This window comes from Microbulbifer weihaiensis, assembly GCF_048323715.1.
In the GTDB taxonomy this organism is placed as follows: Bacteria; Pseudomonadota; Gammaproteobacteria; order Pseudomonadales; family Cellvibrionaceae; genus Microbulbifer.
This window is the reverse complement of sequence record NZ_JBLWFL010000013.1, coordinates 58,677-72,693: the sequence shown is the minus strand read 5'-3', so window position 1 is coordinate 72,693 and position 14,017 is coordinate 58,677. Positions and strand designations below refer to the sequence as shown.

At 59.3% G+C, this 14,017-nt stretch carries 13 protein-coding genes; 7 read left to right on the top strand and 6 right to left on the bottom strand.

Going from position 1 to position 14,017, the window contains the following annotated elements; genetic code table 11:
- Positions 1-39 precede the first annotated feature (39 nt).
- Positions 40-1,698: an acyl-CoA dehydrogenase family protein gene (locus ACNKU7_RS14150; protein ID WP_418297642.1), complete on the top strand. Its 1,659-nt coding sequence runs from the start codon at positions 40-42 to the stop codon at positions 1,696-1,698.
- 122 nt (positions 1,699-1,820) lie between these two features.
- Here ACNKU7_RS14150 and ACNKU7_RS14145 read toward each other — a convergent pair whose 3' ends face one another.
- The 5 genes from ACNKU7_RS14145 to ACNKU7_RS14125 all read right to left on the bottom strand — a co-directional run bounded on the left by ACNKU7_RS14145 (position 1,821) and on the right by ACNKU7_RS14125 (position 7,280).
- On the bottom strand, positions 1,821-2,561 hold the full coding sequence (locus ACNKU7_RS14145; protein WP_418297641.1) for an SDR family oxidoreductase: 741 nt from the start codon (positions 2,559-2,561) through the stop codon (positions 1,821-1,823).
- A 33-nt stretch (positions 2,562-2,594) separates the two neighbouring features.
- Positions 2,595-4,592, bottom strand: a complete 1,998-nt coding sequence (locus ACNKU7_RS14140; protein WP_418297640.1) for an aminotransferase class I/II-fold pyridoxal phosphate-dependent enzyme — start codon at positions 4,590-4,592, stop codon at positions 2,595-2,597.
- Positions 4,593-4,749: 157 nt separating this feature from the next.
- Positions 4,750-5,154, bottom strand: a complete 405-nt coding sequence (locus ACNKU7_RS14135; protein ID WP_418297639.1) for an NUDIX hydrolase — start codon at positions 5,152-5,154, stop codon at positions 4,750-4,752.
- A gap of 62 nt (positions 5,155-5,216) precedes the next feature.
- Complete coding sequence (locus ACNKU7_RS14130) at positions 5,217-6,359, bottom strand: phospholipase A (protein WP_418297638.1); 1,143 nt, start codon at positions 6,357-6,359, stop codon at positions 5,217-5,219.
- A gap of 183 nt (positions 6,360-6,542) precedes the next feature.
- Entirely contained in the window at positions 6,543-7,280 is a 738-nt protein-coding gene (locus ACNKU7_RS14125) for a hypothetical protein (RefSeq protein WP_418297637.1), read from the bottom strand.
- A 267-nt stretch (positions 7,281-7,547) separates the two neighbouring features.
- Here ACNKU7_RS14125 and ACNKU7_RS14120 point away from each other — a divergent pair, with 267 nt between their 5' ends.
- Together ACNKU7_RS14120 and ACNKU7_RS14115 are read left to right on the top strand one after the other, a co-directional pair.
- Positions 7,548-8,009, top strand: coding sequence for an NfeD family protein (locus ACNKU7_RS14120; protein WP_418297636.1), 462 nt, complete (start codon positions 7,548-7,550; stop codon positions 8,007-8,009).
- Between the two features lie 87 nt (positions 8,010-8,096).
- Positions 8,097-8,942 (top strand): SPFH domain-containing protein, encoded by an 846-nt coding sequence (locus ACNKU7_RS14115; protein WP_418297635.1) that lies wholly within the window; start codon positions 8,097-8,099, stop codon positions 8,940-8,942.
- Between the two features lie 17 nt (positions 8,943-8,959).
- Here ACNKU7_RS14115 and ACNKU7_RS14110 read toward each other — a convergent pair whose 3' ends face one another.
- Complete coding sequence (locus ACNKU7_RS14110; RefSeq protein ID WP_418297634.1) at positions 8,960-9,490, bottom strand: GNAT family N-acetyltransferase; 531 nt, start codon at positions 9,488-9,490, stop codon at positions 8,960-8,962.
- 367 nt (positions 9,491-9,857) lie between these two features.
- Here ACNKU7_RS14110 and can point away from each other — a divergent pair, with 367 nt between their 5' ends.
- From can to ACNKU7_RS14090, 4 genes are all read left to right on the top strand, one after another.
- Complete coding sequence (can, locus tag ACNKU7_RS14105) at positions 9,858-10,517, top strand: carbonate dehydratase (protein ID WP_418297633.1); 660 nt, start codon at positions 9,858-9,860, stop codon at positions 10,515-10,517.
- A gap of 156 nt (positions 10,518-10,673) precedes the next feature.
- Positions 10,674-12,329: an FAD-dependent oxidoreductase gene (locus tag ACNKU7_RS14100; RefSeq protein WP_418297632.1), complete on the top strand. Its 1,656-nt coding sequence runs from the start codon at positions 10,674-10,676 to the stop codon at positions 12,327-12,329.
- Between the two features lie 148 nt (positions 12,330-12,477).
- Positions 12,478-13,008: a flavin reductase family protein gene (locus tag ACNKU7_RS14095; RefSeq protein ID WP_418297631.1), complete on the top strand. Its 531-nt coding sequence runs from the start codon at positions 12,478-12,480 to the stop codon at positions 13,006-13,008.
- A 223-nt stretch (positions 13,009-13,231) separates the two neighbouring features.
- Complete coding sequence (locus ACNKU7_RS14090) at positions 13,232-14,002, top strand: glycerophosphodiester phosphodiesterase (RefSeq protein ID WP_418297630.1); 771 nt, start codon at positions 13,232-13,234, stop codon at positions 14,000-14,002.
- The last annotated feature ends 15 nt before the right edge of the window (positions 14,003-14,017 follow it).

Genomic DNA, 14,017 nt, shown 5'->3' with positions numbered 1-14,017 from the left:
GTAGCCCGGGGCGACCATAGAAGAAAAGTGAGAGATCCCATGGCCTCCAAGCCCACCGACTCAGGTTCCGCCAGCACCCACACTGTGTTCAACCAGCCCAGACCACTGGCAGGCCACAATCTGTACGCGGGTGACAACGCGCTCCGCGATGCGGTGGTGCACAACGGCGGACACTGGGCGGAAGATGACTTGCAGCGCTACGGGGAAGTCTGCGGACGCCCCGAGATGATTGAGCGCGGGTTTCTCGCCAACGAGCACAGACCGCAGTTCGAATCCCACGACCGGATCGGCAATCGCATTGATCAGGTGAACTATCACCCGAGTTACCACCAGCTGATGCAGCTGGCGCTCAGCGAAGGACTGCACAGCAGTCCCTGGACCCATCCCAGGTCCGGTGCACATGTCGTGCGCGCGGCCAAGTACTACCTGCACTGCCAGCTTGAAGCCGGGCACGGCTGCCCGGTAACCATGACATTTGCGTCGGTGCCGTCGATCAGGCTAAACCCGCAACTGGCGGAGGAGTGGCTTCCGAAGATCACGGATCGTGGTTACGACCCCAGCAATCGCGCCTACACCGAAAAATCTGCCCTGACGATCGGCATGGGTATGACCGAAAAGCAGGGTGGATCCGATGTGCGCGCCAACACCACCACCGCCACCCCCAGTGGCGATGGCTGCTACGAACTTGTGGGGCACAAGTGGTTTACCTCCGCCCCCATGTGCGACGCCTTCCTGATGCTGGCGCAGGCGCCCGGTGGCCTGTCCTGCTTTCTCGTACCCCGCTGGCGCCCGGACGGCAGCAAAAACCCGATCCAGGTACAGCGACTCAAAAACAAGGCCGGTAATGTCTCGAATGCCTCTTCAGAAATTGAACTGCGCGGCGCGCTCGGCTGGCTCATAGGCGAGGAAGGACGCGGTGTGCCGGCCATCATCGAGATGGTTGCCGCCACCCGTTTCGATTGCATGATCGGCTCTGCCGGCGGCCAGCGCCAGGCCACCCTGCAGGCGATTTACCACGCATCGCAGCGCAGTGCCTTCGGCAAAACCCTGATCGGGCAGCCGCTGATGCAGAATGTCCTCGCGGATCTGCAGCTGGAAGTCGAGGGCTCAGTGGCCATGACCATGCGTATGGCACGGGCGTTCGATCACCTGGACGACGAATCACAGAGCCTGCTGATGCGCCTGGGCACCGCTGTGGGCAAGTACTGGATCTGCAAACGCACCCCACATCACGCCTACGAGGCGATGGAATGCCTGGGCGGCAACGGCGTGATCGAAAACTTCATTACCGCCCGCCTGTATCGCGATGCGCCCATCAACGCGATCTGGGAAGGCTCCGGCAATATCCAGGCACTGGATGTATTGCGGGCGATTTCAAAAACCCCGGAAGTGCTCGACAACTGGTACGGCGAACTGGAGCAGAGCAAAGGCAATGACCTGCGTTACGACCATGCGATAGCGCACCTCAAGAGTGCTCTCTCCGGCACCGACGATATCGAATATCGCGCACGCCATATCGTCGACCAAATGGCACTGACCATGCAGGCGCACCTGCTGATGCAGGGATCCAGCAGCGCCGTCGCAGAAGGCTTTATCGCCTCGCGCCTGGGCAGTCGCGGCGCCTGCAGTACGGGCACCCTGCCACAGAATGTGGATGTAAAAACCATTATCGAGCGCGGCAACCCGCTGGCTATGTGAGTGCTGCTGAAAAGCGCTGGTGACACTGCTGTGCCGCACGGCCACTGTGGCAGCCCGGAAGCCTATTTCCGCAACCGGTAGCGGCGCTGTATTAACTCCAGCCCAAGTGCACCTACCCCCAGTTACCAGGGTAAGTGCGTACCATCCCAGAACAGCAGTTTGCCGGTATCGGTATCGCGCAGGTGCTCAAGGACAGCGACGATTCTATCGGCGCTCTGCGCGGGAGTGTACAGCTTGTCTGCGGGAATATTTTTCTGGAAGGGTTTGGAGAGTGCCGTGTCGGTGGTACCCGGGTGAATGGCCACCACCCGACAAGTATCCACTTTTCGCCCCCACTCAATCGACAGGTTGCGCACCAGCATATTCAGTGCCGCCTTGCTCATGCGGTAGCTGTACCAGCCGCCGAGCTGGTTGTCCTCGATACTGCCTACCTTGGCGGACAGCGAAGCCCAGGTGAAAGGCGAATGTCGCCGCAACAGTGGCGCCACCGCCTGGGCGAGATGCATATGGCTCAGCACGTTGATCGCCATGCTCTGCAGCAACGCCGCATCGGTGCATTGCTGGAGATTTTTTTCCGGCTGGTGCCCCGACCAATGCAGAACGCCGCTGCAATGGATTACCCAATTGGGCAATGGTTTATCCTGCAGCCACTCAGCCACCTGAGTACTGGACTCGGGTTCACTGAGCGTGGCGGTTAGGTGCTGGAGATTTTTTGCGGGGGACGGACTATCCGCATGGCCGATGGTGAGTAACTGCGCGGCAGGAAACCGCCAGGAAACATTTTCCAACAGTGCACTACCGAGTCCGCCGGCAATGCCGGCGAGAAGGATACATTCTGGTGAAGTGTTATCAGCTTGCTGCATCGGCTTCCCTGCCCGCCTGCCTCCTGACTCCGGTTACGACTTCGGCTTGCCCGCCTTTGCTGTTTCCGGGGTTTTCTTTACTTCTTTCACCACCCGCAACATAGGCTCGTCGGAGCGGAAAATCAGCCCGTGTATCTCGGTTGAAGACTGTCCCTGCAACAGCTGCTGAAGAAACTGTACGATCTGCGCAGAAATTTCCTGCCCCGGCACCAGTACCGGAATACCCGGCGGGTACGGCACAATTTCATCGGCGCAGGTGCGCCCAACTAGTTTCTTTTCCGCCAGCACACCGTTGTCCATCAGCGGCAGTTCTTCCGTGTCGGCAAAGTAGGCATCGGCTGGCAGGCAGGTCAGGCGGGTGAACTCCGGCAGCTGACGCGCGCTACCCACATGGCTGCGGCGACGGGTCTGGTTGGCCAGCTGCTTCATCGCATGCACCAGGCGCAGCAGTTTGCTCTCGGTACTGCCGAGGGTCACCAGCACCGTGATGGTGTTATAAGTGGTTTTCTCTACCTGAATGCCGAACTGGTCGAACAGCTTGACCTGTATTTCCTTGCCGGAATAGCCACTCGCAGTCACATCGATGGTGACCTTGGTGGGATCGAGGCGGATATTGTCATTTTTCAGCGGCGCGGGAATCAGGTCTTCCAGTGTCAGCGCGCGGAAAACACCAGTGGCATTGACTTCCCTGCGCAGGGTTTCCACCATCTGCAGGCAATGCCGCAAGCGACCGAAGCCTTCCATCACCATTTGCTTGCGCGCCACATCCAGGCTCGCAATGATCGCGTACTGCGGGCTGGTAGACGCGTACATATTGAGGTTTTCGCGGAAACGGTATTCGTCGAAATCCGGATCCTGCACGTGAATCATGCTGGCCTGGGAGAAGGCTGACAGCATTTTGTGGGTACTCTGGGTCACGTAATCGGCGCCGCATTCCAGCGCGGTCGGGCGCAGTTCGGTATGGAAATAGCCGTGCGCGTACCAGGCCTCATCGATCAGTACTTTCACACCACGCTCATGGGCGCAGTCGATGATCGGTTTCAGGTCGTAACGCAGGCCGTCATAGGTGCAGGAGGTAATGACCAGCAGGCCCGCATCCGGGTGCTCATCCAGTGCCTGCTCGATATCAGCACGACACACCGGGCCGTAAATGCCGAACTGGGGATGCAGGGTAGACTTCAGGTACACAGGCTCACAGCGATTCATCACGATCGCGTGGTGCACCGACTTGTGACAGGCCTGATCCACAATGATCTTGCCACCGCCGCCAAGGATCTGCTGGATCACCACTTTGTTGGCGGTGGAAGTGCCATTGGTGAGAAAGAAGGTGTGCTCGGCGCCGAAAGCCTGGGCGGCAAGATCCTGCGCCTCCTGGATCACCGAATGCGGTTCCAGCAGGCTGTCCAGTACCTGAACCGATACCGACAGATCCGCATTGAACACGTGCTCGCCCATAAAGCGGTAGAAGTCCCCTACCCATGGGCTGTTGCGCAGGCTGTCACCACCGGAGTGACCGGGAGTGTGCCAGGCGTCACGTGCGGTAAATACGTATTCTTTCAATGTGTCGGCAAAGGGCGTGGACGCCCGGCGGGCGATGAATGCCTGCACCAGCCGGAAGATGTGATTGAAATTGCCCTCACGGCGATCGAACAGCTCGTCAAAGCGCTTGCGCAACGAGGCCGGCGCACCGCCCTGATTGCCGAGAAAGGAATCCTGCGCCACCAGGAAAACATTCAACTGCGCGCGCAGGCCGTGCATACGATCCGATAACTCTTCGGCATCTTTGAGCTCGCGGGCATCGCAGCCACCGTCAATGATCAGCGCCTGCAGGCGGTCTTCCTCGCGCAGGCGCTTTTCCAGTGCGGCCGTGGTCACCGACTCGAAGCGCAGGCCGTAGGGGTTCTCGTGTTGTGCAGCCGTGGTATTGAGCGCGCTGACCCAGGAGCTGCTCAGGTCACGGTCGTTGCTGACCAGAGCGACCCGGCACTCAAGGGGTTGACGGTGTTCGGTCAGGTTGCCCAGGTCAGGCATCTTCAATTCCAAGCCCATAACATTTCTTCTTATATTTCAGCATAGAAGTTCGATACTAAATGAGGCGACAGGCACTGCGTGACGCCCGCCGAGATTTGGAGGTTACCACTAAAAAGTGATCACAAAAAAGAAAATACCACCAGGAATGAGAAAAGCGTCAGAACTTTGCGCTCTGGACTTCGCCATTGAAATTGAGACAGTGCTGCACACGAACCTGCTGCACCGGGGACAGATCCTTGATCGGGAAGTAATCAAACGCCGAATGCTCTGAAGACAGGCGGATACTGCCATTGCCCTTGAAGTGCGCGCGGAATATGAACACATGGGAATTGTACACCCGGTGGTAATAGACGCCGCTGAGGTAGTCGATCACGACCTCCCGCCCCAGCTCCTCCACGCACTCCCGGTACAGCGCCTCATGGACGGTCTCACCTATATCCAGTGCCCCGCCTGGCAATCCCCAGCTCTTGTCCGCATAGGTGGCACGCAACTGCAGTATCTCGCCCGCGTCATTAGCGATGACTGCGTGGGCACTCAGCTTGTACGTATCGTCAAATCCCATCCCCGGCCCCCGAATTCACTCTCAGTTCCGGCGCTGGATACTCTCAGCGCGAGCAGCGTAAATCAGCTCCCGGTACCGCGGGCCAGTTCCAACCCGATTCCGAGCGTCTGCACCGATTCATCGTAGTCGATCAGGCTCTCGCCATAACCATTGAAATACTTTACATATCCCCGCACCCGCCGCCCCATAGGAAAGCTCCAGCGCAGCTCGACCGCCCCCTTGTTGTCGGAACGCAGATTGTTGCGCAACATCATCGAGATGTTGTGATCGCCATTTTTCATGCCACCGGACAGCTCAAAGTGCCCCAGATAAAACTCAAGGTCCGGGTTATCGTCATCTTCTTTGTCTTCAGGAATCCGGTACCAGGGCTTTAGCGCGAAGAAGTAGCGGTCCTTTTCAAACATGAAGTTGGTATAGATCCGGTTCCAGCTGCGGGATGCGTCCCCACTGCGGCCATTGGACTGGTGGTTGACGGCAACCTGGTTGGCCACATTCTGGAATCCGAGAATCGTCCAGTCATTGAGCCAGGTCATGATCAGCTCTGGCTCATGGTTGGTTTCACGAAACGGCGAAGAATTGTCGGAGTTGTACGCCTGCCAGAACGAGCGGTTCGTATAGGCAAGGCTCATGAAAGACGCCTTGCCCATAAATCCGCGCCAGACCGGCACCTGCACCGACAACTGGAACTGCACCTCCACATTGTCCAGGTCGACCGGTTCACCGACCGCGGTCAGGTCTTCGTAACCCGCCTTGTCGGGCGCAGGGTTATAAGTCACCGGCAACAGATAGTTGGTGTGGTGGGACGCCAGAGTGAACGGGTTGTTCGAGGCGTCGCGGATGGCCCGGGCGCGGGCGCTGACTCTGGGTTCGCCGATCGCAGCTGGTGAAACCTCGGGTACCGAGGCAAATAGCGGGGTCGCAGCATTGGATTCAGTCCCGCGAATCACCTCCAGCTTGCAGCGGATGCGCATCTCCTCGAGGGTGATATTGGCCGGCGCAGTGAGCAGCTGCTCGCGCAGGCAATTTTCCTGCCTTCTCGCCTCACTCTGCAGCGAGTCATCCATCTGCAGCAGCTCGATTTCATCGCCCAGACTATCCTCAGCGCGAGTGCCGTCAATGGCTTGCAGCGCTGGGGGCTGTTCTTTGCCGGCGTCTTGAACGCCATCGTCAGCCTGCAACGGCGATACGGAAACCAAAAGCAGCAAGCACGCCTGCACTGGGAGTACAGAGCGGGAAAATAGCGAATGGAGAAAACGGGAATACAAGTGTGGCGCTCCTGAAATGGTTCAGGGCGCCAGTGTACACGTTTCAAAGACTGGTAATGTGGCACTGGTCAGAATTACGGTCGTCGGTAGCGCCATGCTCACCGGCGCCCCTCTGGCGGGCCTTCAGCAGAGCGCCTCAAGATCCGGGGACCACTCAAAGTCCCGCAGGCGCACTTGCCACAGGCGGCCCGTACTGCTCGGCCAGTCGTACCCTACCAGGAGGCCGCGCTGGTCAACGAAGCAATGCGCATCGCGCTCCGCCTCGTCGCCCTGATACGAGAACACCCGCACATCGGCGCCCAGATCGTGTACGCCCTGGATATTGGCATCACTCGCGACAATCTGCGCCCTGCGGTGGCTTACCCGTGGCGCAAGCAGCTTGCCACGCTGAGAGGGGTCGACGATATCCGGAGCCACCACATCGCAGCCAAACTCCATGTCGCACAGTCGTAACAGCAGCGGCCCCATAAAGATCCGCATCAACGGAAACAGCAACCGGTTCTGCCCTTCGAGGACACTGTGCTGCAGTCCGTTCGGGCCGGTCCACTGAGCCTCGATCGGGTGCCCCATGGCTGCCGTTTCACCATCCGGCGCGGCCACCCGGTAGTGAGCGCTAACCTCTGCCACCTCGTCTTTCCACAGCACCCGGCACTCGCGAACAAACCCGGATGACATCTGCGCCCAAACTTCGACGCCGTGCCCCTGCTCGCCGACGAGCCGCCGGCTGACCACGATCTGGCGCCCTTGTTCGTCTCGCCCAAGCTGCCAGTCATCCTGCACCGGCATATTGCGGCCGTCACAGCTGTACTGATAGCGCCCCTGGGCCAGGGTTGCAGTCAATCGCATGAGATCTTCTTCCATGATTTCTCTTGATGCTGAGTGGGTGGTGGATGGTGCAAACGCACAAGTTTGATGCATAAGGGTTTTGGCTTGGCCTCTGTGCACTGGCCTGCAAAAAGTATTGCACAGCCCCCCGGTTTTGCTGCGGTTTTGTGAACGAAAAACGAAATTTTCGTGAGCAGTGATTTCCGCGGTATACGCAGGTTTACGATCGACCTGCGCTTATGTTTTTAGGGCATAATCACAGCGTGTTTTCATTGGACGTCGAATAAAAAGGAGAAAGCCATCATGCTCGAATGGCTAAACACACACATCGCCTACTGGCACTGGCTGGTGTTCGGCTTGCTGCTGGTCACCGCTGAAATATTTGTATCGGGGTTTATTCTGTTCTGGTTTGGCCTGGCAGCGCTGGTCGTGGGCATGCTGTTACTCGGTCTCGACTTGCCGATCACGGCCCAGCTCCTGTTGTGGGCGGCGCTTTCAATCGGCCTGGTCATTTTCTGGCTGAAAGCAATGAAACCCAAATGGAAAGACCGAACTACTTCCGGTATGGCCTTCGAAGCGCTCACCGGCCAGGTCGGTTCGGTTATTGAATCCAATAGCGGCAAGACCCGCGGCCGGCTGCGTTTTCCCGCCCCGATACTCGGTGAAGACGAGTGGCCATTCCTGAGCGATACCGAAATCGCCGTCGGCGAACGGGTTCGGGTCAAGGATATTTCCGGGAATACACTCGTGGTAAGCCCACACTAACTCCGTTTTTTTGCGGATTTTTTACCGGGAGGCCACCTGCACATTGTTACAGGCCGCATTAAGCAGATTTAAAGGAAACGTTTCGAGATGGAAGGATTGTATATTGTCATCGCGCTGGTGGTGCTGGTTGTTATCACCGTCGGCAAAGGTATTCGCATTGTGCCCCAGGGGTCCAAGCACATTGTCCAGCGCCTGGGGAAATACCACTGCACCCTGACTCCGGGAATGAATGTCATCATCCCGTATATTGACCAGGTGCCCTATAAAGTCACCACCAAGGACATTGTGCTGGACATCCCCTCTCAGGAAGTCATTACCGAAGATAACGCCGCCATCATTGCCAACGCCGTTGCCTACATCAACATCGTGTCGCCAGAGAAAGCGGTTTACGGGGTGGAAGATTACGAGCTGGCAATCCAGAACCTGGTGCAGACGGCCCTGCGCTCCATCGTGGGGGAAATGACCCTGGACTCCGCCCTGTCCTCCCGCGACCTGATCAAGGCGAAGCTGAAAGAGGCCATTTCGGATGACATTGCCGACTGGGGCATCAACCTGAAAACCGTCGAGATTCAGGACATTAATCCCTCCGCCACCATGCAGAAAGCCATGGAAGAGCAGGCCGCCGCGGAGCGCCAGCGCCGCGCGACGGTAACCCGGGCGGAAGGTGAAAAGCAGGCCGCCATTCTGGAGGCCGACGGCCGCCTGGAAGCGTCCAGGCGGGATGCGCAGGCCCAGGTGGTTCTGGCGGAAGCCAGCCGTGAGGCCATCGAGCGGGTAACCCGGGCCATCGGCGACAAGGAAATGCCCGTGATGTACCTGCTGGGCGAGCGCTACATCAATGCGCTGACCGAACTATCCACATCGGACAACGCAAAGAATGTGATTTTCCCCGCGGATCTGGCCAACGCGGTCAAGGGCCTGCTGAACCGCTAAGCCGAAACTGGCAGCGCTTACAGGTAGCGCTGCCAGAATTCTGCACGCCCGAATTCTTCATCCAGCGCATATGGCTTGAAACCACACTTGCGGTACGCTGCCCGGGCCGGCAAATTCTTCTCCAGCACCTCCAGGGTGATCTTGCAACAACCTCTTTCCCTGGCCACTTCCGCCACCTTCTCCATCATCGCGGTACACAGCCCGGCGCCGCGCGCAGCTTCGCTAACCACCACATCGTGAACATTCACCAGCGGCTTGCAGGAAAAAGTGGAGAATCCCATGAAGCAATTCACCAGGCCCACTGGCTGTTCACCGCGGTAGGCGAGTACGGAAAACGCGCCAGGAAAAGCAGCCAGGCGCGCAGGCAACTCACGGTGGCATACTTCCGGGAGCGGCTCGCTGCCGCCGTAGGGATCCCGGGAATATTCATCCAGCAGCGCCAACAGGTCTTTACCGTCACGCGGCTCGGTGTAATCCGCCAGGCGAATTTCCAAATCCGCAGGCAGATCAACAGGGCTGGGTCGATTCGATGGAGTAGTGATATTCACGATTAACTGCTCTCGCTACTGTCGTTTTTACTTTCGTTGTTACTGCTGGCTTCCGGAGCGGAGGGCTCATCCGAAGAATGTGCAAAAAATCGTCGATAGTTGCGGACCCTGGTGCGCTGAGCCAACAGCCAGCGCACCTTCTTGCGCCGCCTGATCTGAGGGGTAGCGTGTCGGTTCAGACGCCGTTTGTGACGCACAACTGAATTGCGAATGCCCATTATCCACTCCGATGGATTGAAACTGCGCTGCAGGTTAGCAGAAGGGCGTAAGGATTACAGGCCTTGTAACCACTGGCGCGGTGTCCTTGTTGGCGGTATCGGCCAAACCCGCTATTCTGCCCACTCGAACTCAGCCAGGGATGATAGCTTTGTCAGAACTCCAAGACCTGATCAAAAAGAACCGCGAGTGGTCCGAAGCGACCCGCCGTGAAAAACCCGATTTTTTCCTCAACCTGTCAGAGCAGCAGTCACCACAATACCTGTGGATTGGCTGCGCTGACAGTCGTGTACCCGCCAACCAGATTGTCGACCTGTTGCCCGGCGAGCTCTTCGTGCATCGCAATGTGGCCAACGTGGTGGTGCATTCGGATCTCAACTGCCTGTCCGTTCTCCAGTACGCCGTGGAAGCACTCAAGGTAAAACACATCATGGTGGTGGGACACTACGGTTGCGGCGGCGTGAGAGCGGCACTCGAAGACCAGCGCCTGGGCCTGATTGAGAGCTGGTTGCGCCATATCAAAGACGTGCGTGACAAACACCACACCCTGATCGAGCTGTTCCCCGAGGAAGCTCAGGTCGACCTGCTGTGTGAGCTGAATGTTCTCGAACAGGTCGTACATGTCTGCCAGACCACAACCGTGCGCGACGCCTGGGAGCAGGGCCAGGAACTCTCCGTACACGGCTGGGTTTACGGTCTCAGCAATGGCCTGATCAAAGACCTTAAAGTGACCGTAGAGAATACCGAACAGCTGAGCGATTCCTATCACCGGGCGCTGACCGCCATCGCGCAACGGTCAAGCGAGGCCTGACAACAGCCCCAGCCCCACCTCGCCGCACGGCCACCAGCGCTGCGGCGACTTCCGCAACAAGTTAACTTTCCGGCACTTTTTCCCTAAACTCCCACCTCAACTTGCACTGGCTCACCGAGCCGCTCTCCAGAATATAAGATGTTTCCAGGGGTATCCATGTCCGACTATCGTGTTTGGGAATGCCAGATTTGTGGCTGGATTTACGACGAAGCCAAAGGCTCACCAGATGATGGCATTCCCGCGGGCACCCGCTGGGAGGACATCCCTGACGAGTGGAGCTGCCCCGAGTGCGGCGCCACCAAGGACGAGTTCAAGATGCTGGCGGTATCCACCGCAACCGCGTCAGGCGTCCCCGCGACCAATCCCCAGGATACGCCTGTAGCCCAAAGCAGCTCCGCAACCGCTCCCGCCACCACCGCCCACCGCATCTGGGAGTGCATGGTATGTGGCTGGGTATACGACGAGGCCAAGGGCGCACCGGAAGAAGGCATCCCCGCGGGCACCCGCTGGGAAGATATTCCCGAAGACTGGACCTGCCCCGAATGTGGTGTCGGCAAAGAAGATTTCGACATGGTGCTGGTGAGCGAACCCCAGGCCGAAACTACCGCCGCAGCTCCCGAGGCACCGGCAGTGCAGCTCAATGACAGCGACCCGCTGGTGATCATCGGCAGTGGCCTGGCCGGTTACCACCTGGCCCGTGAGTTCCGCAAACTGGATCGGGAAACGCCAATCGTCATCGTTACCGGCGACGACGGCACCTTCTATTCCAAGCCCCTGCTGTCTGCCTCGCTGGCCCACGGCAAAACACCGCAACAGCTTGCCAGCAGCAGTGCTGAAGAGATGGCACGCGAGTTGTATGCCGAGATACTGGTCTACACCCATGCCACCAACCTCGACAGGGACGCGCGACTTCTGACTCTGGTGACCGAGAGCGGCGGCATCCGCTCCGAACTCCGCTACAGCCGCCTGGTATTCGCCACTGGCGCCAGCTGTGCGGCGCTACCGCCGATCGAAGGCGATGGCCTGTCCCGCCTGTTCCGGGTCAACAGCCTCGCGGACTACCACCGCTTCCGCACCGCGCTTGCCAACAACAAGCGGGTACTCCTGATCGGCGCAGGGCTGATCGGCTGTGAATTCGCCAATGATCTCACTCAGGCGGGCTATGAGGTCGACGTTGTCGACCTGCAACCCTGGCCGCTGGCGAGCCTGCTGCCGGAAGCTGCCGGGCGCGACATCCAGCAAGCGCTGGAAGAATCAGGGGTGCGCTTCCATTTTGGTGCAGGTGTCAGCCGACTCGAACGTCAGGGAACGGGCCTACGCGCCACGCTGGCCGATGGCAGCGAAATTGTGGCGGATCTGGCCCTCGCCGCCCTGGGACTCACACCGAATACCGGAATCGCCGCTGCGGCAGGCCTCGCGGTCAATCGCGGCATTGTGACCAACCGTCAGCTGCAAACCAGTGACGCCAATGTATTCGCCCTCGGTGACTGCGCCGAAGTGGATGGCCACAGCCTCTACTTTGTCGCCCCGCTCACCCAGAGCGCCCGCGCCCTCGCCCGCACCCTGTGCGGCGACGCAACCGAAGTTGCCTACGGCAGCCTGCCGGTCGCCGTGAAAACCACACTGCGCCCAACGGTCGTGTGCCCGCCGCGCGCCGGTGTCGAGGGGCAATGGCAGCTCACTACCAGTGCCGATGGCGTGCGCGCGGAGTTCAGGGACGGCGAAGACCGCCTGCTCGGGTTCGCCCTCACCGGGAATGCGATCACCGAGCGCGATCGCCTCAGTTCCGAGTGCGCGCCGCTGATGGATTGAGCAAGATGCGGGTCACCCGGGCCACTATGGCAGAAGCGGCCCAGGTGACCCGCGGTAACACCCGGCGCATTAAGAAAGTGGCGCAGAACGGCGCATTTTCCCGTAGAATGGCCGACAGCATGTTTTTTGAACAAAATTTGATCGAATTATGACGGTAACCAGCAAGTCAGCCGCAACCGAAGCCGGCACCCCAGCCAGTCCCGCTGAGCGCAGCCGCGCCCTGCGTGACACCCTCGGCCAGTTCGCCACCGGTGTCACCGTGGTCACCACGGTAGACCGCAATGGCCAGCCCGTTGGTATGACCGTCAACAGCTTCAACTCCGTATCCCTCGATCCCGCATTGATCCTGTGGAGCATCGACAAGTCGTCCCTGAGCTACGGCGCTTTTACCGAGGGTGAGTTCTTTGCCGTACACATCCTCAAGGGTGACCAGCAGCATGTGTCCAACCTGTTTGCCGGCCGCGGCGCCGACAAGTTCGGCCAGGTAAAGTGGCACAAGGGCAAGGGTGGTGTACCCCAGCTGGATGATTGCGCCGCCCTTTTCCATTGTCGTCGTGCACAAAATATCGACGGCGGTGATCACACCATCCTGCTGGGCGAAGTGCTCGAATTCTCCGCCAGCGGTGGCGAACCCCTGGTCTTCCACCGCGGCCGCTATCGCGCACTCGCGGGCGAATAACCTGTTTCCCCACGGCGGGGCCACGCCCCCGCCGCACTCCGCTCGCCCCACTCGTTCCCCCCTCAGGCATGCATCAAAACCCTGCGCTATATAGAGCTCGACGGGGCACAATAAACGATATAAAAATGCCGGTGAAAATACCGGCCCCAGATTGTGCAGCTGTCACTCGCCGGTCATACTTTTGGTACATCTTTGGGAGCACTTCCTGCCAGTGGCCGTCGAAATGTATACCACCGACCACATGTTCTGCTTCGCCCACCGGGGCTACCCCAAACGGGCGACGGAAAACACCCTGCAAGCCATTACCCATGCACTGGAATTCGATATCGACGGTGTCGAGATTGACGTGTGGAATGTGGGAGGGGAACTCATCGTTAAACACGACCGGCGCCTGGGCCGCCTGCTCGCCGGCCAGGAGCTGTTGACCGAGATTGCCCCCGCGGCACTGCGAAAAATGCTGCTCCCCGGCGGCGAACAGGTACCGACCCTGCGAGAGGTCCTGGAGCTTGTCGGCAATAACGTGCAGCTCAATATCGAGCTCAAGGGGCCGAACTGCGCAGCACTGGCCGCGCAGGAAATTGAAGCTTACGTGCGAGATCACGGCGCCAGCTACGAACAGTACATCCTGTCCTCGTTCGACCACCGCCAGATTTACGAGTGCCTGCACCTGATCCCCCAGGTTCGGCGCGGCGTACTCATCGACGGCGTCCCCCTGGATCTCGCCGCCTGTGCTGAGCCACTGCAGGCCTACTCACTGCACCTGAGCCTGGACTTCGTCTGCCCGGAAATCATCGAGGACGGCCACCGACGCGGCCTGAAAAGCTACGTGTTCACCGTCAACCATCCCCACGACCTGCACCTGGTTGCGGCCATGGGCGCCGACGGCGTATTTACTGATGAACCGCAGCTGCTTATGGATTACAACTCGGAAAAAGCCGCCGAGGTGCTGGCGCAGCAGCTGCAGCAACAGGACAGCGACGTACGCCAGCCCTGAACCAATAGACGGTGA